The sequence below is a fragment of the Pseudomonas sp. Irchel 3F6 genome (assembly GCF_900187595.1).
GTDB classification, from domain to species: Bacteria; Pseudomonadota; Gammaproteobacteria; order Pseudomonadales; family Pseudomonadaceae; genus Aquipseudomonas; species Aquipseudomonas siliginis.
The window spans coordinates 104105-125003 of sequence record NZ_FYDP01000004.1 but is presented as its reverse complement, the minus strand read 5'-3'; the positions used below and the strand labels follow the sequence as shown (position 1 = coordinate 125003).

Genomic DNA, 20899 nt, shown 5'->3' with positions numbered 1-20899 from the left:
CCCACCTCAGACGAACTCGCAGGTCACGCTGGAGTTGCCGTCGAGCGTGGCATGCACACGCTTGAGGCTCTCGCCGGTCGCCATCGCATCAAGCAGACGATCGGCCACCAGCGGCAGCACGTGTTGATCGAGCAGATGGTCGATCAGGCGCGCGCCGCTTTCGCTTTGCGTGCAGCGCTCGGACAGGTGATCGACGAGGTTCTGGCACCAGCTGAACTCCAACTGACGACGGTTCAGGCGCTCGCCGAGACGGCCGAGTTTGATCTCGATCAGCTCGCGCAGCACCGGGCCGCCCACCGGGTAGTACGGCACCACTTTCATCCGCGCCAGCAGCGCCGGTTTGAAGTGTTTGCTGAGTACCGGGCGAATGGTTTCTTCGAGCACTTCGGCGGTCGGCCGCGCGCCGTCTTCGCAGAGTTCGCTAATCTTGTCGCTACCGAGGTTCGAGGTCATCAGGATCAACGTGTTGCGGAAGTCGATCTCGCGACCTTCGCCGTCGTTGGCCACGCCTTTGTCGAAGATTTGGTAGAACAGGTTGAGCACGTCCGGATCAGCCTTCTCGACTTCATCGAGCAACACCACCGAATACGGCTTCTGGCGCACGGCTTCGGTGAGCATGCCGCCCTCGCCGTAACCGACGTAGCCCGGTGGCGCACCGATCAGGCGCGAGACGGTGTGCTTTTCCTGGAACTCGGACATGTTGATGGTGGTGATGAAGCGGTCGCCGCCGTACAGCAGGTCAGCCAGGGCCAGCGCGGTTTCAGTCTTGCCGACGCCGCTCGGGCCGACCAGCAGGAACACACCGACCGGTGCATCAGGCTTGTTCAGACCGGCAGCGGTCGCGCGCATCGAACGATCCAGCGCGTGCACCGCTTGCTCCTGACCACGGATGCGTGTGCGCAGATCGGTGGCGAAACTGGCGACCTTGGCGTTGTGCTCGCGGGCCAGTTGCGCCAGCGGCACACCGGTCCAGGCGCTGATCACTTCGGCGACCAGACGCGGGCAGACTTCGAAGCTGACCAGGCGTTCTTTGACTTGCGCAGCCGTCAACGCGGCGTGGGTTTCATGCAATTGGGCTTCCAGCGCTTCGACGCTTTGGCCTTCTTCGACTTCGGCGACCAGAGTTTCAATCACGGTGCCTTCGGCGTCTTCTTCCACGCTGACGGTCGGCTCAACAGCTGCAGCCTCGCGGGCCTTGGCCAGTTGCTGACGCAGTTCCAGCAGACGCTCGGCCAGCTCTTTCTGCTCAGTCCACAGGGTCTCGAGCGCAACCATCTCGCTTTCGGCTTCGTCCAGCCGCGCTTCCAGTGCTTCCAGCGCTTCGTGGTCGATCAGCAGACCGGCCTCGGCATCGCGGCGCAGGGCCTGACGCTGACGGCCGCCTTCAGCCAGTTCGCCACGCAGGCGCTCGAGGCTTTCCGGGGCCGCAGCGAGGCTGATACGCACGCGGGCGCACGCGGTGTCGAGGACGTCTACAGCCTTGTCCGGCAGTTGCCGACCGGCCAGGTAACGCGCAGACAATTCAGCAGCGGACACCACCGCGTCATCGCGCAGGTAGATGCCGTGGCTCTTCTCGTAGACCTGAGCCAGACCACGCAGAATGGTCACCGCTTCGCTGACAGTCGGTTCGTGCAGCTGCACAGGCTGGAAACGACGGGCCAGCGCCGGGTCTTTCTCGAAGTATTTCTTGTACTCGGCCCAGGTGGTGGCAGCGATGGTGCGCAGTTCGCCACGGGCCAGTGCCGGTTTCAGCAGGTTGGCCGCGTCGGAACCGCCGGCATTGCCGCCCGCGCCGATCAGCGTGTGGGCTTCGTCGATGAACAGAATGATCGGTTTCGGCGAGGCTTTGACCTCGTCGATCACGCCTTTCAAACGACGCTCGAATTCGCCTTTGACGCTGGCGCCGGCCTGCAACAGGCCCATGTCCAGCGACAGCAATTCAACGCCTTTGAGTACCTGCGGCACTTCACCGGCAGCGATGCGCGAGGCGAGGCCTTCGACGATGGCGGTCTTACCGACACCGGCCTCACCGACGACGATCGGGTTGTTCTTGCGCCGACGGGCGAGGATGTCGACCATCTGCCGGATCGCGCCATCGCGGCAGAGCACCGGGTCGAGTTTGCCGTCGCGGGCCTGTTGGGTCAGGTTGTGGGTGAAGCGCTGCAACAGCGATTCGCCCTGTGCGGCCGGTTTGCCGTTGGCCGCCGGTTGCTCCTGTTGCGACAGGGCAAATTCTTTCAGGCGATCAATGTTCAGTTTGGCAAGCAGCGGTTGATAGCGGCTGCCGGCATAACGCATCGGGTTGCGCAGCAACGCCAGGATCAGCGCGGCGTCTTCGACCTGGGTCTGGCCCAGCTCGAGGTTGGCCACCAGCAGCGCGTCTTGCAGCCATTGCACCAGTTCCGGAGCGAATACCGGGTTGCGCGAAGCGCTGTGTTCGACCCGCGACTGCAATGCAGCGGTCAGTTCACCGGCGTCGACGTCAGCATCTTGCAACGCGCGCGACAGCAAACCGTTCGGACGCTCGAGCAAGCCCAGCAGCAAGTCTTCGACCAGAATCTTGCTCCCCCCACGGGCGACGCAACGCTCGGCCGAACGTTCCAGATCACGACGGGTTTCGGCGTCCAGCGCCTGGATGAGTTGTTGCAGGTCTACGTTGATCATGGCTCACGTCCTTAATGAATTTTGCTGCCCAGGGTCACCACGCCGTCCGCTTTTTCGCGGCCCAGCCAACTGGTCCAACCGAGGCGACAGGCGTTCTGCTCACCGATGCGCAGTTCGCGGATTTCTTCCTGGCGCAGGACCAGGCGAATGTCGTAATCGAGCGGGTCACGCAAGGTGAACCGCACCAGCGCGCAGAGCGGCTGGTAGCCGAACCCGATCGGCAGGAATTCATGGAATCGCTGCCAGTCGAGTTCGGTGATGTGAATGCGGAATTTGCCGCTGCGGTCGCGCACGTGTTCACCCAGCACCAGGTCTTCGCCGAGTACGCTGTTGGCGCGGCCCAAACGATTGCGTTGCTCTTCGAGAATTTCCACGCGGCGCTCGATGCACTGCTCGATGACCAGGTCTTCGTGCTTGAAGTAGTAACGCAGCACGGCTTCGATCAACGCCGCCGAGTGCGCCCGCAAGCTGAGCAAACCGAGGTACGGCAGCAGGCGTTTCCAGTTGAGTTCCTTGGCCTTGCGGATCTCGTCGCCGCCCAGGCCGATCAGCGCAAAGAGTTGCGCCGAGAACGGATCGATCGCGCCGCTCTGGAAGCTCGCGCGGTAGCGGTACTTGCGCCAGATCGGCAGCATCAGCCGTTGCAGGCGATGGTGGAACAGGTCGAGGAAATTGCGCGTCGGGTTGCCATCCTCGCTGTCGCCCAGGGCTTGTTCGCCATAGAACGCCGGCAGCGGCGAACCAGAGCCGACCAGGCCGATCAGGTTGAAGCGCATGCGCGCGCGCATCTTGCCGTGTTCTTCGAAAAACTCGACGCGATCGACGTCGCTGCGCGGAAAGCCCAGGCTCGGGTTGGCCTGGAACTCGACCTGGTCGTACAGATCGTCTTCGCTCAGATGCGGGTGTGCCTCGCGCAGCCGGTCGATCACCAGCAGCACGGCCTGAAACAGCGAGTACTCGCGTATTACCTTGGTCAGCCCGCTTAAAGCAGGGGCTGCAGGCCCATACGTGGTGTCCATTGGTACACCTCTCCCTGTGTGCTTTTTACCCGCAGCTCATGGAATGAATTGAGACTGGCGTAAAGCGCGAAAAACTCGTTGAGAACCGAAGCGAAGACGAACAGGTCGCCTTCGCCGATATAGCCTTCCGGGTCGATGGTCAGTTCGGTGCGCAAGCCGCGTACCGGCAGACCGCGATGCAGTCGGTCGACGTGGTGATGCTTGATGTGCTTGAGGCCGCCCAGCAGGCGCTTGCTGACCTTCTCCGCGTGCTGGTCGTAGTAGCGCGGCAGGTCGTAGGTTTCCAGAATCACCTTCAACGCATTGACGTCCGCCAGCGACAGATAGTTAAGCGACATGTTGCTGATCAGCTTCCACAGGAAGTCACGGTTCAGCGGCGGCGCGAAACTCGGAGTGGCCGGGGTGATGTTGCGGAAACTGAGGAATTCCGGGGTCTGCTCGCTGGCCATGCAGATGTCGCCGAGCTTGAGCTTTTTCGGCAGGTTCTGGTTGGTGCACATCAGCTCGATCGACAGGGTTTCGTGGGCTTCGGTGTGGCGGATGCCGAAGCTCAGGTAAGTGTCGAGGCCGTCATGCAATAAGGACGAACGCTGGCGAATGCTGTAATGCGGACGGCTGTTGGGCACGTCGAAACTCGGGTCGTGCTCGAAGGACTCGAACGGCACGTATTCCTGATAACCGAGACCGCCGGGCTTCCAGCCAGTGACGGTTTCCACCGAGAACACACCGCAGTTTTCCAGGTCGTATTCCGCCGGCAGCAACAGGTACTCGTCCTGCTTGCCATCGAGACGGATCGGCAGCGCGTCGTGCTCGAACAGATTGACGATCGGCGTGCAGAACAGCTTCACGTTATCGAGGGTCGGACGCATGCGCATGATGCCGCTCTTGCGGATGTCGAAGCGCAGTTCGAGACCACGCATCTGCTTGAGCGTGTCTTCCGGCAGCGCCTTGAGAATGTCCAGACCGTTGACGTCGACGAACAGGAACTTGTCCTGGAAGGCGAAATATTCCTGCAGGTAGCGATAGCCACGGAAGGTGTTCAGCGGATACGGAATCAACGCTTCTTCTTCGGCAAAGCCCACTGGTTTGACCCGATCACCGGGAATCTTGAACGCCATCGGTTTGCCGCTGACGCCATCAATCGGCTTGCCGGCGGCGTCGAGCGGGATCAGCTCGATGCCTTCGAGGTTGCGCAGCAGGCTCAGATACAGCATCTGGCTGATGTAACGCTCACCGGCAAAGTGCAGGCGCAGCTTGCTCAGTTCCAGTTCGCCGAGGTGGCCGTCGGCGCTCATTTCCAGACGCAGGCTGAGCAGCGAACCGTCGCCCTTCACCGAGTAATTCAGCGCGGCAAGATCCAGCGGCAAGACTTCGGTCGGATAGCAGGTGCGGAAGCGGCAGCGCACGTCTTCTATCGGCTTGCTCTCGATCGGCGTATCGCGCTCAACCAGCAGCGCCGGGCCGGAACGCTTGAGCGGATCAAACTGCAAAATGCTGAACGCCGGCAGCGGGCGCATGTAGTTCGGCCACAGCAACTGCATCAGCGAATGGCTGAGCTCCGGCAGTTCGTCATCGAGCTTCTGGCGCAGGCGCCCGGTGAGGAATGCAAAGCCTTCGAGCAACCGCTCTACATCCGGATCCCGCCCGGCCTGCCCCAGATACGGCGCCAGCGCCGGACTACGCTCGGCGAAACGGCGACCGAGCTGGCGCAGTGCGGTGAGTTCGCTTTGGTAGTAGTGGTTAAAGGACATTTCTGGCTGCCTGGGTATTGATTCGTTTGATTTGAAAAATTAATCGACCAAAAGCACTAATAGCGGAAAACGAAAAAAATCATTTCGCACCCCGGGCCAACAAAAACCTTTCAAACTTGCCGGCCACCAATATCGCCAGCGTAGTAAGTCCGCCTGTTAGAACGATATAGGCCAACGCTCGAACGGGATAAAGCGGCAGCAGATAAACCAATATCAAGGCCACCATAAAAAACACAACACACAACTTAAAACGTCGATTCGGAATTACAGCAACGAGCAAATTAACAAAAATGAATAAGTAAAAAACCATATACATGGCAATTCCAATGGAAGCACCACGGGACGTTAACCCGCCGAATAAAAATTTATAGAGAGAAACACCATAGTAATTAACAACGACGTAAATTACGCAGGTAAAAAAATGGACGAGCAAGCTCCCAGCTATTCTCGTCATCATCTCTTCCACTCTCCGTACGTATCTACAGAGCCCTGCGTAATGAAGCTTTTCAACTTCTGGTCGGAAACGCCGAGATAAACCGTGCTCGTAATTACTTTCTCGCGATAGCCCATTCGCCCCACAAATACTTTTACCGTTTCCGTACGTAGATCAAAGTTCTCGGAGGCCCACAAAGCACCGCGCAGCACCATGTAGTTATCGTATTCATTGGTTTTGTCCTCCTTCGGAAATATAGGAAGACCATCGCCATACTCCATGCCGGTTTCAACGGTTTTCTTGATAGCCGTTTCCACGGACTTGGTTTCCTCCAGATATAACCGGTATGTATCGGTAGCGAATGGTATTTGCCCTACACCGTCAGCCCAGTAAGGTTCGCCCTCGATCATGACCAACAAGAATCCAGAACCGCCCTCCGGACTGTTTTTCCAATCACCCGGCATTTTAGCGGCGAAGCTAATCGACATTCTGTCAACAGCTGCAAACTTGGCAATTTCCGCCCAAGTAAATTGTTTATATGCATTGTATGCATCGGTGCCAGCGACTTTGGACTCGGGATTTATCCAAGATTTTTCCCGATAATTATCAGCTAACGGCTCAAACCACTGAATGGCTTCCGCATACAGTTTTTCGGCCGTCATGATTCTGAACTGTGCATCTGTCGCATTCGGCTTTACCGCGAAGAGAGGCACGCCATTGCCTCTAGTTATCAGCCACATACTTGGCAAAGGAAGCTTTTTCGGCTCTTTATCCTCGCTAGGCGTAGTTTCGCCTTCAATTTTCAACTCCGTTTTACCATCGGAGGTCTCGAAAATATGTGCGATGCCATCGATAACAATAGAGGTTTCCACGTGCTTACTCCGCCGACACGTAGATGGTAACCATCTCGCCTTGTTTACCCGTCGAGAAACATCCCGTGCCACCGGCCGCCGATGAACGTCCTGCTTTTTCTAATCCACTCTCAGAAACCATTCTGTAATTCAAGTTCTCGACGGGCTGTCCATCCGCTGCATGGAAGGAAAAAACACGGTTAAAGACTCCGGGAATAACAACAGGCTCTGGCGGCACAAACGGCGCTGGCGTATGCGAATTGCCAATAATCACCGTCCCGGACCCAGCCGTGACCTTGTTGCCGTGAGATCCAACCGAACCTACTGTCGCAGCCGGTTTGCCGTTGATCAGAACAGTGGTCGCCAAGCCGCCCGACAGCGCACCACCACACGCCGAGGCATCGCCTTGGCGGGCGGCCGCGAGGCCGTCGAAGAACACGTCGCCGGAACCGGCGGCGATCGGGTTGGTGCCGTGGCCGGGGAGCGGGCAAGCGGTGGGGTCGGATACGCGTGCTGCGGGTTTGCCAGACATCGGGGATCTCCTTAGTTGACCTTGGCTTGAGGACTGTTCATTTCTTGACCACACGCTGGAATATTCCAGCCTTCGTAACCCGTAACTGTCGGGTAGATCGCGTGACCGTATACCCATTGCGAGCGTTCATCGGTGGTGAACTCGTTCTGCCAGAGCAACCATTCGGACGATTTCAGCAGCGTGCCGTCTTTTGCGTAGACCCGGAAAAAGGCTTCGCTGGCAAACAGCTTGAAAATCATTCCCGGTATGCCGAGGGCCGAATACTGCGGAATGTAGGAGCGGATGAAGCACGTACCCGCATCGTTCCAGTCGGTGGAGTACTCGTGAGCCAGCCGTGCCGCCGTCGTCTTCACGTAACAGGCAGCTGAAACGAGGGCAGCAGCCGTCAGGGCGAGAAATAGCAACACGCCACGCCCCCACTTCGCCAATGCACCCGGATTCACGGCGCTCCCTCGCATGGTCCTAATTCACCTTCACTTGACCGCTGCCATCCAGGCGCGCGGAAAAACTGACCTGACGCTTGAACCCTTCAACTTCCAGCAGGCCTTCGATACTGAAGGCCAGGCGAAGTTGATCGTGGTCACGCGGCAGGGAAATGACACGCACGTTGCTCAGGCGTGGCTCGTAGGCTTCGATGAAGTTTTCGATAGCCAGACGGGCCTGACTCAGCGAGTCGTGCAGGCTCAGGCGCATGTCATTGAGATCGGGCAACCCGTAGTCGGCCAGCGTTTGCACGCTGCCGGCCCGGGTGCTGAGCATTTTGGCCAAATGGGCAGCCACTGACGCCATGGCACAAGCCTCAAGGCTGTTGCCCTTGCGTAGTTGTGCGTCGCCGTTGAGGCGTTCGAACAGGCTGCCGTATCCGTCCATGAGTCGCTCTTACTCTTTGTCCAGCTTGCCAACCAGCGACAGGGTGAAATCGGCACCCATGTACTTGAAATGCGGACGCACGTTCAAGCTCACGCGGTACCAGCCCGGCTCGCCTTCAACGTCGCTGACGATCACTTGCGCAGCGCGCAGCGGACGACGGCCACGCACTTCGGCGCTCGGGTTTTCCTGGTCGGCAACGTACTGACGGATCCACTTGTTCAGTTCCAGCTCGAGGTCGGTACGCTCTTTCCACGAACCGAGTTGCTCGCGCTGCAGCACTTTCAAGTAGTGAGCCAGACGGTTGACGATCATCATGTACGGCAGTTGGGTGCCGAGCTTGTAGTTCAGCTCTGCCGCCTTGCCTTCTGCGCTGATGCCGAAGAACTTCGGCTTCTGCACCGAGCTGGCGGAGAAGAACGCCGCGTTGTCGGAGCCTTTGCGCATGGTCAGGGAGATGAAGCCTTCCTCGGCCAGTTCGTATTCACGACGGTCGGAAACCAATACCTCGGTAGGGATCTTGGTTTCGATTTCGCCCATGCTTTCGAAGTGGTGCAACGGCAGGTCTTCAACCGCGCCACCGCTCTGTGGGCCGATGATGTTCGGGCACCAGCGGAATTTGGCGAAGCTGTCGGTCAGCTTGGTGCCGAACGCGTAAGCGGTGTTGCCCCACAGGTAGTGCTCGTGGCTGTTGGCAACGGTTTCCTTGTACACGAACGACTTGACCGGGTTTTCTTCCGGATCGTACGGGTTGCGCAGCAGGAAACGCGGCACGGTCAGGCCAACGTAGCGGGAGTCTTCCGAAGTCCGGAAGCTCTGCCATTTGGCGAATTGCGGGCCTTCGAAGTGGTCTTTCAGATCTTTCAGATCCGGCAGGCCGGTGAAGCTTTCCAGACCGAAGAATTTCGGCCCGGCGGCAGCGATGAACGGCGCGTGGGACATGCACGAAACGCTGGCCACGTACTGCATCAGCTTGACGTCTGGCGAGCTTGGCGACATGTAGTAGTTGGCGATGATCGCGCCCACTGGCTGACCACCGAACTGGCCGTATTCAGCGGTGTAGATGTGCTTGTACAGGCCCGACTGCATGACTTCCGGCGAGTCTTCGAAATCGTCCAGCAGGTCTTCTTTGGAGACGTTGAGGATTTCGATCTTGATGTTTTCGCGGAAGTTGGTGCGGTCGACCAGCAACTGCAGACCACGCCACGACGATTCCAGCGCCTGGAAATCCGGGTGGTGCAGGATCTCGTCCATCTGACGGCTGAGCTTGGCATCGATCTCGGCGATCATGCGGTCAACCATGGCTTTCTTGACCGGCTCACCGTTGTTCTGCGGCTTGAGCAGCTCTTCGATGAACGCCGACACGCCACGCTTGGCGATGTCGTAGGCTTCGTCGTCCGGAGTCAGACGGGTTTCGGCGATGATGCTGTCGAGAATGCTGTATTCGCCGCTGGCGGCGCTCTTCTCTTGTGCTGCGCTAGTGCTCATTGTGTTGGCTTCCTTGGCTACTGGAGTCTCAGGCGTCCGGGGCTGCGGCGTTCAGGCCCAGCTCACCGAGTACGCGACCGCGGGATTCGTCGTCGGCGAGCACGCCTTCGATCGCTTTACGGAACGCAGGTGCGTTACCCAGCGGGCCTTTGAGGGCCACCAGCGCATCGCGCAGTTCCATCAGTTTTTTCAGCTCAGGCACTTGCTCGACCAGGCTGGCCGGGTTGAAGTCCTTCATCGAATTGACGCGCAATTGCACGGCCAGCTCTTCAGCCTCGCCATCTTCCTGCAGACGGTTCGGCACGCTCAGCGTCAGACCCAGCTCTTGCTTGGCCAACACTTCGTCGAAGGTCATCTTGTCGATGCTGATCGGCTTGCGATCTTCGATTTTGCGATCGTCCTTGCGGTGGGTGTAGTCACCGATTGCCAGCAGCTTCAGCGGCAGTTCAATCTCTTCCTGAGCTCCGCCGGTGGCGGGTTTGAAGGTGACGTTGATGCGTTCCTTGGGGGCTACCGAGCCTTCTTTGGCCATGGCTTTTCTCCTTGCGGTTGTGGCCCTGGGGCCTATTCGAGTACCACTTCGAGGTCGAGGTGGCACAGCCTGCGATAAATCTCTTCCTTGCTTTCACGTACGGCGTGGTTCTGCGGCAACAACTCGCAGCAACTGTGCAGCAGGTGCAGCACTTGCAATGCAAGATCGGGCTCCCAGGCGTGCAGGCCTGAGTCCTGTAATGTCTGATCGAGGGTTTCGAGCTGGTTCTTGGCCAGTTCGTATTTCTTGGCCAGGAAACACAGCCGCGCGAGGGTGAACTGCCAGAAGAAGCGTTCACGGCCACCGTGGGCCGATTGCAGACCCTGCTTGAGAATCTGCACGGCCGGCTTCAAGCCTTCCTTGCGCAGGATCGGCTGGACTTCCTCGAGGGCTTTTTCCCAGGCCGGCTGGGTTTCGACGTTCTCGCTTTCGACCTTGCGCGGCGCGCTGGCGCTTTGCAGGTGCGGCATGACATTGGCGGCGATCCACGCCCGGGTGGACGGATCGGCAAACGGCGCGCCGTCATGGAAGCGCAACTCGATGATGCCCGGCAGGCGCTGAATCAAAAGCGCGAAGTGGATTTCCACTTCGCGCATTGCCAGCTCGGCGTTGAGGTTCTGGAGACATTCCCAGACCATCCTCTGGCCATCGAACCAGAACGGCGCCTTCGCCAGGCTCGCCTCCAGTTCCACCAGCAGATCGGCGTATTTGCCCTGATCGAAACGGTCCTGATAGAGCTTGAGTTTTTCCAGCGGCAGACCGCGCAGCACGGTGATCTGCTCGGCGTTGCGCTCGGGCACTGCGTCGATGGTCATCCACAACAGCGTGCGATTGAGGCGCAGGGCACGCAGATCGGTAGCCTTCTGCTTGAGCCACCAGGCACACAACGGCCGGGCGCTGTCCTGCTGGGCGCGCAGGGCTTTGTGCGCATCCCGCTCGTTGTCGATCGGTGCGCCAGGAGTGAGCAGCTGGGTCGCGGCCTGCTTGACCTGCGCCACCGCCGCCCCCACCACGCCGGGTGCCGGCTGGTTGTCGGCGGCACGCTGGATCATGGTTTTCAGGCGGCGGGAGATCGGCAGCAGCAGTGGCGCGTCATCGCCCAGATGTTCAGTGCACGCGGCCTCAAGACCGGCCAGGTGCTCAGAGAGCTGCCGGAACATCGGCAACTGCTCTTTGATCGCAATGTTTTCGGTGATGACCTGCTCGAGACGCGGCACCAGCCAGCCGATCGCGGCGGCACGGGTGCGGGGTTTGAGCGGGTGGACGTCGGCCCAGTTGTTTTCCGACAGATGGTGCAGCAGACCGAGGCCGGCAAGCAGCCCGGGGAAGGATTCGCGCTGGTACAGCGACCACGTCAGCCAGGCGCCGACACGCAGATCCTTGGATTGGGTACGCAGCAGATTTTCACTGTTTTCGCGGATTTTCAGCCAGTCGATCTGCCCGCTTTCGTGCATCGACGAAGCCTTGGCCAGCTCACTTTCCAGCGCCTCGAATTCGCTCGAAAAACGAACGTCTTCGCCCGCAAAATTCTCTTTGGAAACAGAGACTTTTGCGAGTTCGAGGTAATGGGCGGAAAGTTTGCTTGAGTAGGACATCCATGGCCTTTATTAAGGATTACAGTCATGCGCGCGAATGGAGTTTCAGCAACGCGGGACAGTATCGAAGAGCAGTTCAGCGACTCATCCAATTGAGATGTGCTCTTTCAAGTGGGCGCATCGTAATCACTATGATGGCCACTAGCAAGCATCTGATTAAACAACAAGACGAACTGTTCATTGCGGTCTGTAGGAGATCGCCCTATATATCGCAGGGGTTTCCCTGATGCCGTTTATAAATCAGCGCATTTTCCCGGCTCCCGCCAAACCATTGTCCCAGAGCCTCGGCCGCAGCCGGGCGAGTTTACCTGACGCCCGCACCCTCGAGCGGCGTGCAGCATGCCAAATTCAAAAAAAAATAGAAGTAGGACACTTCCTAAAATGACCGGGTTCCATCGAGAAGTTTGCAGCGACAACGATCAATGCAAAAAGTGCCACTACAATGATGGCATTTCATTATTCTGAAACTTTTACTCCCCCGGCAAATACTGGCACTTCGATAGTTATCAGAGCCGCGTCCTACAGACACTTCTCCCATCTCGGCCAAGACTTCCACACCCGGAATACTCTGACAAATGTCAGGGATACTTCTTACATCAATTAGTTTGCCGCGCCGCTAGCTTGCCCTGGCAACTTTTCATGCGCGGCGATCAGGGAGGACGGTATCGCGCTTTGACTCACTTTGCTTAAGGACAAGCCCATGTTCGGCAAAGGCCACTGCGCGCCATTCTCACTGCATATCCCGGCCATTCGTCACGACTTCAAGGTGCTCGCGTTCACTGGCACCGAAGCGATCAGTCAGCTGTACGCATTTCGCATCGAGCTGGTGAGCGAGTACGCGGACTTCGATCTGGAAAGCCTGCTCAGCCAGCCTGCTTTTCTGCAATTCGGGTTAGCGGGCGAAGGCATTCACGGGCGGATCGAAAATGTCATGCTCGGCGAATCGGGAAAGCGCCTGACCCGCTATGAGCTGTCAGTCCGATGACTTCACGTTCAATGTCGCCGCCGGTGAGCCTCGTGAGTACTGCACGCAATACGGCGAAAGCGACTTCCTGTTCATCCAGCGCCTGTGCGCCGAAGAGGGTATTGCCTGGCACCACCAGCATTCGCTCGACAGGCACTTGCTGGTGTTCAGCGACAGCCCGGTGTTCGCGCGCAAATTGGGTACGACAGCCTTTCGGGTGGATAGCGGCATGGTCGCCGAACACCCGGTGGTCAACCACCTGAGCATGGGCTTCAACACCCGTACCAGCACGGTCACCCGCCGCGACTATGACCTCATGCGCCCAAGCCTGCTGCTGGAAAGCCGCTTCACCGCCGAGTTCACGCCGGCTCTGGAGGACTATCGCTATCCACTGCTGATCAAGTCCGAGAAGCACGGCAAACAGCTGGCGCGTCAGGCCTTGGAGCGCCATCGCAGCGACTATCAATGGATTGAAGGCAAAAGCAATCAGCCGATTTTGCGCAGCGGTCACCTGTTCAAGCTGAGCGAACATCCCAGGGCCGACTGCAACGAGTTGTGGCTGTTGGTCAGTCTCAGTCACGAAGGCAAGCAACCGGCAGTACTCGAAGAGGCTTTCAGCAGCGAGGCGAATCCTGCCGATGGTTTTTCCCAGGGCTACCGCAATACCTTCAGGGCCATTCCCGCAGAGGTGGTTTACCGTCCGCCTTTGCCCGCGCCAAGACCCTTGCTGGTCTGCCAGACCGCGCGCGTTACCGGGCCTCCCGGAGAGGAGATCTTCTGTGATGAATACGGCAGGGTTCGTGTCGAGTTTCCCTGGGATCGCGCTGAACGCAACAGCGAAAAAAGCAGCTGCTGGTTACGCGTAGCGTCCAGTTGGGCAGGTGACGGATTCGGTGCGGTGACCATTCCCCGGGTCGACATGGAAGTGGTCGTGACCTTCCAGGAAGGCGACCCGGACCAACCGCTGATTACCGGCTGCGTCGCCAACAAGGTCAATGCCGTCGCCCATCCCTTGTCGGCGAGTAAAACCCGCACGGTATTACGCAGCCAGAGCTCACCGCGCAATGGCGGCTACAACGAACTGTCGATCGAGGATCGCGCCGGGCAGGAGAAGATCTACCTGCGCGCGCAGCGCGACCTCGAGCAACTGATCCTCAACGACAGCCGCAGCCTGATCACTCGCGACCGCCATGAGCATGTCGGCAATGACAGCACCAGTCTCATCGAGGGCAAGGATTCGCGCACTCATCAAGGACTGCGCAGCACAGTAATCAACGCCGATGACTTGTTGCAGGTCAGCGGTACCAGCAGCCAGACCCTGGGCGCTCTGGTGATCCAGGCCGGCCAGCAGGCGCATGTCACGGCAAGCAACGTGGTGATCGATGCCGGCATGAGCCTGACGCTGTCAGCGGGCGGTCATCACATCGTGATCAATGCCGGCGGGATTTTCAGCAGCGTGCCCATCGTTCAGGGCGGCGCGCCACTGCCGGCTCTCGCACCGCTACAACCGCTGCAAGTTGAGGCCGGCCTGCCAGCTGCGATCAACGCCACGCCGCTGTCGATCGTCAACAGCGCCCGCCAGCAGGCAGCGGATTTTTGCCCGCTGTGCGAAGCCTGCGCAGCGGGTCTGTGCGAGCTGGGAGAAGTCGCATGAGCCCGGTCGAACAATGGTTGCACGCTCAGTCCCGCGCCGGCTGCGATCTGTATCTGATGCTCGACACCGACGGCCACAGCGCAGAGCACGCTGCGTTGACCCGCGACCTCGGCACCGAGCGGTTTCGTCCGCTCTACACCGGCACGCCGGCCGAGTCGCTGGTGCCGACCGGCCCGCTGCTGTTGCAGATCGATACGGCGCAGCATCCCGCGATCCAGACCTTGCTCGCCACGCCCGAGCGCAATTGGGGCTGGCTGGCCAGTGCCCGTCACGTCGAACTTGATCTGCTGGCGGCGCATTGGCGCGATCGCCTGATAACCGGCGAACGTCCGAATCAGGCGGTGTACCGCGTGCATGACAACCGGGTTCTGGGACGTGCGCTGGCGCACCTGCAACCCGAGCACCGCGCGGCGTTTCTCGGGCCATTCAACAGCGTTTGCTATTGGCACGCAGAACGATGGAACGCCATCGACAACCCGGACCCCGGCCACCACCCGCTGCCGATGGATCCGCCGTGGCTGCACACGCCGACCCCGGAACTGATCTACGCCAACGTGCTGTTCGACAACACCCGCCGTTACCTGGTCGGCGAACACACCGAAGCCATGGCCGAGCTGGCCGAACAACTGGACGTCGATGAATGGTTGTGGGGCCTGATTCAACTGACGCACCTGTGGGGCTGGCAACAACCGGAGCACGTGCATTTCTTGCTGACCCGCAGTTTGCAGTTACCGGGATATCGGCCAGGCAAATCATGGCTGCCCAAACCCGGTGAAGATCCGGCGATGCATTTTGAGCGGGTATATCAGGAAGCGTTGTATTGGCAGGGAGAGGTAGGTCGATGAGGAACTTGAAACGAGGGTTGCTGCTGAGTGGTTGCCTGGGATTGCTGGTGGGTTGTACGACGGTGAAGACCCCGAACACCTTTATGTTTGTTCCGGATTTTCCACCTGGATTCAAGTACGACCTGACGGCCACCTATGTTCCGGCCAAGGGCCAAACATGCACCGTGCCTGGCGGGAGAAACACTCAGCTGGGATACAACAAAACCAATATGAAGTACCAAGGGACTTCCGAGATCCCGCTGTACAGAACCGTAAGCGAATGTCCGCTGGCGCTGAATTACATCGAGATCAAGGTCATCGGTATTTATGGTTCAGGGCGAAGCAACTTCAGCTATGACTACGCCTCGATTGCTGTACGTCCGGAGTTGCTGGAACGACAGATGGGTAGTTTCAGAGATGACGAGACAGCTGAGTTCTTTGGTGAGTGCATGTGGTCTTTTCGCACGGTGGGCCCGAAGCGTTATCTGATCAAACTGCTGACCTGCAAAAAAATGGATGCACAGGGCAATGTCGGGCGGAGCCGTCCTTTCACGGCGTACACGCTGACTCAGCTTTCTGGAAAAACGGTGACTCTGAAAATCCAATTATCTGAGCGGGAAAAGCCCGCTTTTGGTGACACGTGGGTAAAAGTGCCCGGCGGATGGAAGCGCTGCATGGGGAAAGCCTTTGAGGATCAGGATGCGTTCTGTTTCGGCAATTACAAAGACTTCAGCACATTCAGGATGGTAGACGAGCGCATCTGCACTATTTACCCCGATTGCACTGAAAACAAGGATCAGACCCCATGAGCATTGAGCCGACAGATTCCGGCATTGCGGCCTTTATGCAAGGCAACATCCACGCCTGCCCAAGACGCGGACAAGCCACAAGTTTTCAATTGGTGGACGAGTTCGGTGATGGCAAACCCTACGCCGGTTTGACCTACGAAGCCGTCGATTACGAAGATATTGTTTATACCGGCAAACTGGATTCCTCGGGCTCCGGAAAAGTTCTTGATCATTACTGCGGTCCCGTAACCCTGAAGCTCAGTCAGTTTTATCAGGGTAAAGAGGAAGTATATGCGCGACTGAAGGAACAACCGCACTACCCTCTCCCCATCACCGAACTCCAAGTCCGCGCCGAAAAAACCCGCTTCTTCCACAAAACAGGCACTCGCACCCAGGCCAACCCCGCCAAGGACCTGTCCGAAACCGATGCGTACTGCCAGGTCGAAGTCAGTGAACTGGTAAAATACATCGCCCACTTGCCGCCGCTGGCTGCTCGTCGCGACGCTCCGAAGAGGGCGGCGCACAAGCTCATGCGCCCCGCTGCGAAGTCCAGAGACTTCACGGTCGTCGATAAAACTTCTGCGGATGGCGGACTGCACACCATCTTGAGTGCGGCGGAGATGGCCACCGTCGAGTTGGGGTTTTCCCCGCCGCCGCCCAAGGGCGTCGCACTGCTGCCGAACAAACACCATGTGCTGGAAGTACGGCCGATGAGAGCGCTACGGCCAATGCTGTCGACAGGCGACGCGTTCTGCGCGCTCAACCTTTATCAGCTGTCGGTGATGGCGACGCTGAGCTACACCGATTTCGGACAGGAACCCAACACTCAACCGGTGCAGACCGACACGGTAAGCTTTCCGCTACAGCCCAGCAGCGGCAACTGGTTCGGCCACGCGCTGCCGCAGTTCGATGAGTTGTGGAAGGTCGATGACTCACAATCGCAGAAATACTATCCACTGTATGAAGACGTGCCGTATTCGAAACGCCTGGAAGTGGTGCCGTTTGACCCGAATCTTTACCCCGAAGTGAATGACCCCGCGTTAGGGAATCAACAAGAACACCCCGCCAGACTGCATTTTTTCGATGATCGCAAACAGGTCGAAAGCACGGACACTCAGGCTTTCATCTGCCACCACGACGAACTGATCCTGATCAGCGTACGCGGTACCAGTGAGATCTGGCCCGACGGCCGGCGTGACGGCGATGCCTATCAGGTTCCCTTTGCCGAAGGCGAAGGCAAAGTGCACCGCGGTTTCTACGGTGGCGCTTTGGCGGCTTATCCATTTATCGTGACTTATCTGGAAAAATTCTACAGCGGGCAAAAGCTGCTGATCACGGGTCACAGTCTGGGCGGTGCAGTTGCACTGATCCTGTCCGAGATGCTGAGACGCAACCTGGAGTTCTCCCCGCAAATCGTGCTCTACACCTACGGCGCCCCCCGCGCCGGCGACACCACCTTCATCGAAAGCGCCAGATCGCTGGTGCATCACCGCATCGTCAATCAGAACGATCCGGTACCGAGCGTGCCGGCGACCTGGATGAACACCTTTGCCAAGCCTGGGCCGATGTACGCAACCAACGCCGTGGTGCTGGGCTTCAACCCGGTCGCCGGCCTCGGCCTGCTGATCTGGGGAATCATCAATTTCTTTGGCGACGACTATGGGCATCACGGTGCTTTGCGCCATTTCATGCCCGTTGAGTTCGACAAGGACCACCGATCCTCCCTTCTCTGGGAGCCGGGTTGCAGCACGATCGTCGATCACGGCTGCGCCAAGGCCCTGCGCGCTACCAACGGCTTGCCCGAACGCGGATCGTTTCTGCGGCAGTTGTTCGACCGGGGTCACCACTCAATGGTCGGCAGCTACATCCCCGGCTGCTGGGCCAGCTTGCGCCGTTGGCAGGAAGCACTGCAGCTCAAGCGTTCGCTGGTGACCAATCGCGAATACGAATGGATCAGCAGCGCCCTGGAGAATATTCAGCAACAGCTGCGGGCCGTTAAGCGCGATCTGCAAAACAACCACCGTTCTTACGTGCGAGAGCAGGAGCGCGCGCACAAGACGCTGATGCTCAATCAGGAAATAGACAAGATCAGCATGACCATGGCCCGCCTGACAGCGCTGCGCAGTCAACGGGTCACCGAGGTCGACGTTTACGGCAGCTATGCCGACCAGCCCGAATGGGTCGAGGAAGGTCTGCTGCGCTGGAACGCCCATCCTGAAAACCTGGTTCAGGAGCAACTGGCGATGATCCCGCCAGCCGCTGAAGACCACGATGCCGATATCGCCGCGATGACCGGAGGGCATGCGGTTGGCGCGCCGTTTCGGCTGGATATTGATTCGTTCATTTAACTTAATCAGTCAACAAGGAAGTACCGATGCTCTCGTTGTCCCCCAAGTTAAACTTCGTCACTGCAACGCACTCGATCCGCGCTTTGTTATTGGCCAGCTTCATAATATTTGGAACTGGATGCAATTCGTTCTCCAGTTCGGCAACACTGAACATGGACATCCCTGCGAATTTTAGCGTCACCGCCGAAGCGTACTATCAGCCGTTTTCCCCATATTACTGTTACGCGCCAGAAAACTACGCAAGAGACCCCAACCTTGGAGTCAAAAAATTTAAACAACCTTGGCAACCCACTGCGCAGACCGCCAAGTTCAACGTCAAATTACTTCCCAGCATTGGGGGCTGTCTCACGCTCCTCAGCGAAATCAAGATCTGGATCATGGACATGACTGAGGATCCAGAGAAACTTGGCTTAAGCGCCGTCTGGATACATATTAATGACCTGGCAGATGAACCACTGGACGAGCATGGGTCGAACGAGAACTTGCTTTCAGTCGAGTGTAAATATGCGGACTCCCGGTTAAGTAAAGTCTTCAAATATGAATTGGTATGCAAAGGGCAGAGTACGAACGATGAAATTTTGGGCAGGCTACGAATTGAGCAATTCCAGGATAAGCCATTGCGATTAACAGTTCGGATGACCGAGTAGTCGGCGTGCTGCCCGATGCTTAAGTCCCAATGACTGCCGCAAGCTGGCTAGGCAGCTTGGTCATGTCCGCTATCAAACGCAGTCTGAGCGCGAAGGACTGGGGCACAATGATCAAAGGTCACGGCGGAATCCTCGATTGGATGGACTCGATATGCTTCGCGGCACCGCTCTTCTTTCACCTGACGCGTTACTTCTTCTCCGTCTGATCTAGACGAATGCTCCAACCACAAAAAATGGGCACCCGACCGCAATCGGTGTGCCCATTTTTCATTTGCGGTTCTCCCCGTCATTCAGGGGAGCACGCCGCCATCAAGGATTGACGCTGTCTTTCAACGATTTGCCTGGCTTGAACGCCACGGTGTTGCTGGCCTTGATCTTGACCGGTTCGCCGGTCTGCGGGTTTTTGCCGGTGCGGGCGCCGCGGTGGCGTTGCAGGAAGGTGCCGAAGCCGACCAGCGTCACGCTGTCCTTGCGGTGCAGGGCGCCGGTGATTTCTTCGAGGACGGCGTTGAGGACGCGATTGGCCTGTTCTTTGGTCAGGTCTGCCTTTTCGGCGATTGCAGCGGCGAGTTCTGGTTTACGCATTAGTGAAGCCCCTTTGACGGTTTTTTGTTGTTATGTCCGTGCTGTTCTCGTTGGAACAGCGCCCAAGGCGCCGCAGGCTCTACTCTGCGGCAGACGGGAGTGAGAATGGCACGCCGCCAACGGCGGCGCCAGTCTCCCCAAGACCTTTGTCGGGGCAAAAGAGCGGTGTTTGCGACAGAACGACCGGCATTTACGCCAGCAACGGCGGCAGTTGTTTGTTGAGGGCCAGTTTTTCCATGACTGCCCCGCCGGTCAGGGCGTATCCGAGTAACTGACCGTCGGCACTGTGGCACAGCGCTTTGATGTCGGCGCCCTGCCCTTCGACGCTCCAAATGCCTTCGCTGCCCCGTGGCGGCGGCGAAACCACCAGCGGGCACACCGGGGTTTTCACGGTGATCGGCATCGGCCCATAGCTGACCGCGGTCGGGTTTCCGGCGAGGGTTTGCGCCAACGCGCGCGCGCAACTCATTAGCGGCATCACGTAAAGCAGGTTGAGCCCGTCGACTTCGGCGCAATCGCCCAAGGCGTAAATGTTGGCGTGAGAGGTCTTCAGGTAACGATCGACCATCACGCCGCGATTGATCTGCACGCCGGCAGCCGCTGCCAGATCGATGCGCGGGCGCAGACCGATCGCCGAGACCACCACATCGCACGGGATGATCTGACCGTCGGACAGGTGCGCTTCCAGGCCATCGACTACTTGCTCAAGGCGGGTCAGCACCGGGCCGAGGTGAAACTTCGCCCCGATACTTTCCAGCCCGGCCTGCACGGCCGCCGCAGCGGCAGGATGCAAAAGCATTGGCATGACTTGTTCGCACGGCGCGACCAGTTGCACTTCGTAGCCGCCGAGAATCAGGTCATTGGCAAATTCACAGCCGATCAGCCCGGCGCCGAGCAACAACACCCGACGCTTGCCCGCGGCTGCGGCACGAAAGCGCGCGTAGTCTTCCAGATCGTTGATCGGAAATACCAGTTCCGCGCCGTCGCCTTCGATCGGCACGCGCACGGTTTCCGCGCCCCAGGCCAGGATCAGATCACGATAAGGCACGGCTTCTTCACCGATCCACAAGCGTTTGTGGCCGGCGTCGATGCCGCTGATGCGCGTGTGGGTGCGCACTTCGGCCTTCAACTGCTCGGCCATGGCGCCGGGTTCGGCCATGCTCAGGCCGTCGGCATCCTTGTTCTTGCCGAAGCCGGTGGAGAGCATCGGCTTGGAGTAAGAGCGGCCGTCATCGGCGGTGATCAGCAGCAGCGGGGTTTCGCTGTCGAGCTTGCGAAACTCGCGGGCCAGGTTGTAGCCCGCAAGCCCGGTGCCGATGATGACGACTGGTGCGCTCATGCCTTACTCCTTGGTTGT

The 20899-nt window shown here is 58.7% G+C and carries 17 protein-coding genes and 2 pseudogenes; 6 read left to right on the top strand and 13 right to left on the bottom strand.

What is annotated here, in order from left to right; translation table 11 throughout:
• Window positions 1-6: 6 nt before the first annotated feature.
• The 11 genes from tssH to tssA form a co-directional block, all read right to left on the bottom strand.
• Window positions 7-2664 carry a type VI secretion system ATPase TssH gene (gene tssH / locus CKW30_RS15050; protein ID WP_041476615.1) on the bottom strand — a complete coding sequence of 886 codons (2658 nt, stop codon included), beginning with the start codon at window positions 2662-2664 and terminating at the stop codon, window positions 7-9.
• A gap of 11 nt (window positions 2665-2675) precedes the next feature.
• Window positions 2676-3683 carry a type VI secretion system baseplate subunit TssG gene (gene tssG / locus CKW30_RS15045; protein ID WP_095181222.1) on the bottom strand — a complete coding sequence of 336 codons (1008 nt, stop codon included), beginning with the start codon at window positions 3681-3683 and terminating at the stop codon, window positions 2676-2678.
• Window positions 3647-5434 carry a type VI secretion system baseplate subunit TssF gene (gene tssF, locus CKW30_RS15040; RefSeq protein ID WP_056790882.1) on the bottom strand — a complete coding sequence of 596 codons (1788 nt, stop codon included), beginning with the start codon at window positions 5432-5434 and terminating at the stop codon, window positions 3647-3649. The genes tssG and tssF overlap by 37 nt, the downstream gene beginning before the upstream one ends.
• Before the next feature lie 79 nt (window positions 5435-5513).
• The gene (locus CKW30_RS15035) at window positions 5514-5891 is read right to left on the bottom strand and encodes a hypothetical protein (protein ID WP_056790885.1); all 378 of its coding nucleotides are present in this window, start codon (window positions 5889-5891) and stop codon (window positions 5514-5516) included.
• A complete protein-coding gene (locus CKW30_RS15030; RefSeq protein WP_095181221.1) occupies window positions 5888-6739 on the bottom strand; it encodes a hypothetical protein in 852 nt (283 codons plus the stop codon). The genes CKW30_RS15035 and CKW30_RS15030 overlap by 4 nt, the downstream gene beginning before the upstream one ends.
• 4 nt (window positions 6740-6743) lie before the next feature.
• Window positions 6744-7250, bottom strand: a complete 507-nt coding sequence (locus CKW30_RS15025; RefSeq protein WP_056790890.1) for a PAAR domain-containing protein — start codon at window positions 7248-7250, stop codon at window positions 6744-6746.
• 11 nt (window positions 7251-7261) lie between these two features.
• A complete protein-coding gene (locus tag CKW30_RS15020; protein WP_237143795.1) occupies window positions 7262-7693 on the bottom strand; it encodes a hypothetical protein in 432 nt (143 codons plus the stop codon).
• Between the two features lie 19 nt (window positions 7694-7712).
• On the bottom strand, window positions 7713-8120 hold the full coding sequence (tssE, locus tag CKW30_RS15015; RefSeq protein ID WP_041476611.1) for a type VI secretion system baseplate subunit TssE: 408 nt from the start codon (window positions 8118-8120) through the stop codon (window positions 7713-7715).
• Window positions 8121-8129: 9 nt separating this feature from the next.
• Window positions 8130-9605 (bottom strand): type VI secretion system contractile sheath large subunit, encoded by a 1476-nt coding sequence (tssC, locus tag CKW30_RS15010; protein ID WP_016772499.1) that lies wholly within the window; start codon window positions 9603-9605, stop codon window positions 8130-8132.
• Window positions 9606-9633: 28 nt separating this feature from the next.
• On the bottom strand, window positions 9634-10137 hold the full coding sequence (tssB, locus tag CKW30_RS15005) for a type VI secretion system contractile sheath small subunit (protein ID WP_016772498.1): 504 nt from the start codon (window positions 10135-10137) through the stop codon (window positions 9634-9636).
• Between the two features lie 32 nt (window positions 10138-10169).
• Window positions 10170-11732 (bottom strand): type VI secretion system protein TssA, encoded by a 1563-nt coding sequence (tssA, locus tag CKW30_RS15000; protein ID WP_056790892.1) that lies wholly within the window; start codon window positions 11730-11732, stop codon window positions 10170-10172.
• 700 nt (window positions 11733-12432) lie between these two features.
• Between tssA and tssI the strand changes: the two are divergent.
• From tssI to CKW30_RS14965, 6 genes and pseudogenes are all read left to right on the top strand, one after another.
• Window positions 12433-14350 (top strand): annotated as a pseudogene (gene tssI / locus CKW30_RS14990) (type VI secretion system tip protein TssI/VgrG).
• A complete protein-coding gene (locus CKW30_RS14985; RefSeq protein WP_095181220.1) occupies window positions 14347-15195 on the top strand; it encodes a DUF4123 domain-containing protein in 849 nt (282 codons plus the stop codon). Before tssI ends, CKW30_RS14985 begins: the two are co-directional and overlap by 4 nt.
• Window positions 15192-15983, top strand: coding sequence for a hypothetical protein (locus tag CKW30_RS14980; protein WP_095181219.1), 792 nt, complete (start codon window positions 15192-15194; stop codon window positions 15981-15983). Before CKW30_RS14985 ends, CKW30_RS14980 begins: the two co-directional genes overlap by 4 nt.
• Entirely contained in the window at window positions 15980-18310 is a 2331-nt protein-coding gene (locus CKW30_RS14975) for a lipase (protein WP_095181218.1), read from the top strand. Before CKW30_RS14980 ends, CKW30_RS14975 begins: the two co-directional genes overlap by 4 nt.
• Before the next feature lie 26 nt (window positions 18311-18336).
• Entirely contained in the window at window positions 18337-18957 is a 621-nt protein-coding gene (locus CKW30_RS14970; protein ID WP_143497966.1) for a hypothetical protein, read from the top strand.
• Between the two features lie 44 nt (window positions 18958-19001).
• A pseudogene (locus tag CKW30_RS14965) lies at window positions 19002-19163 on the top strand (phosphatidate cytidylyltransferase); the annotation flags it as partial.
• A gap of 103 nt (window positions 19164-19266) precedes the next feature.
• On the opposite strand, the gene CKW30_RS14960 reads toward CKW30_RS14965, so the two are convergent.
• Both CKW30_RS14960 and CKW30_RS14955 read right to left on the bottom strand, forming a co-directional pair.
• Window positions 19267-19542 carry an HU family DNA-binding protein gene (locus CKW30_RS14960; protein ID WP_003213368.1) on the bottom strand — a complete coding sequence of 92 codons (276 nt, stop codon included), beginning with the start codon at window positions 19540-19542 and terminating at the stop codon, window positions 19267-19269.
• Between the two features lie 190 nt (window positions 19543-19732).
• Window positions 19733-20881 (bottom strand): NAD(P)/FAD-dependent oxidoreductase, encoded by a 1149-nt coding sequence (locus tag CKW30_RS14955; RefSeq protein ID WP_095181216.1) that lies wholly within the window; start codon window positions 20879-20881, stop codon window positions 19733-19735.
• Between the last annotated feature and the right edge of the window lie 18 nt (window positions 20882-20899).

Coding starts and splice junctions, on each gene's coding strand:
- tssH (WP_041476615.1), bottom strand. CDS start 2,664: ATGATCAACGTAGACCTGCAACAACTCATCCAGGCGCTGGACGCCGAA.
- tssG (WP_095181222.1), bottom strand. CDS start 3,683: ATGGACACCACGTATGGGCCTGCAGCCCCTGCTTTAAGCGGGCTGACC.
- tssF (WP_056790882.1), bottom strand. CDS start 5,434: ATGTCCTTTAACCACTACTACCAAAGCGAACTCACCGCACTGCGCCAG.
- CKW30_RS15035 (WP_056790885.1), bottom strand. CDS start 5,891: ATGATGACGAGAATAGCTGGGAGCTTGCTCGTCCATTTTTTTACCTGC.
- CKW30_RS15025 (WP_056790890.1), bottom strand. CDS start 7,250: ATGTCTGGCAAACCCGCAGCACGCGTATCCGACCCCACCGCTTGCCCG.
- tssE (WP_041476611.1), bottom strand. CDS start 8,120: ATGGACGGATACGGCAGCCTGTTCGAACGCCTCAACGGCGACGCACAA.
- tssC (WP_016772499.1), bottom strand. CDS start 9,605: ATGAGCACTAGCGCAGCACAAGAGAAGAGCGCCGCCAGCGGCGAATAC.
- tssB (WP_016772498.1), bottom strand. CDS start 10,137: ATGGCCAAAGAAGGCTCGGTAGCCCCCAAGGAACGCATCAACGTCACC.
- tssA (WP_056790892.1), bottom strand. CDS start 11,732: ATGTCCTACTCAAGCAAACTTTCCGCCCATTACCTCGAACTCGCAAAA.
- CKW30_RS14985 (WP_095181220.1), top strand. CDS start 14,347: ATGAGCCCGGTCGAACAATGGTTGCACGCTCAGTCCCGCGCCGGCTGC.
- CKW30_RS14980 (WP_095181219.1), top strand. CDS start 15,192: ATGAGGAACTTGAAACGAGGGTTGCTGCTGAGTGGTTGCCTGGGATTG.
- CKW30_RS14975 (WP_095181218.1), top strand. CDS start 15,980: ATGAGCATTGAGCCGACAGATTCCGGCATTGCGGCCTTTATGCAAGGC.
- CKW30_RS14970 (WP_143497966.1), top strand. CDS start 18,337: ATGCTCTCGTTGTCCCCCAAGTTAAACTTCGTCACTGCAACGCACTCG.
- CKW30_RS14960 (WP_003213368.1), bottom strand. CDS start 19,542: ATGCGTAAACCAGAACTCGCCGCTGCAATCGCCGAAAAGGCAGACCTG.
- CKW30_RS14955 (WP_095181216.1), bottom strand. CDS start 20,881: ATGAGCGCACCAGTCGTCATCATCGGCACCGGGCTTGCGGGCTACAAC.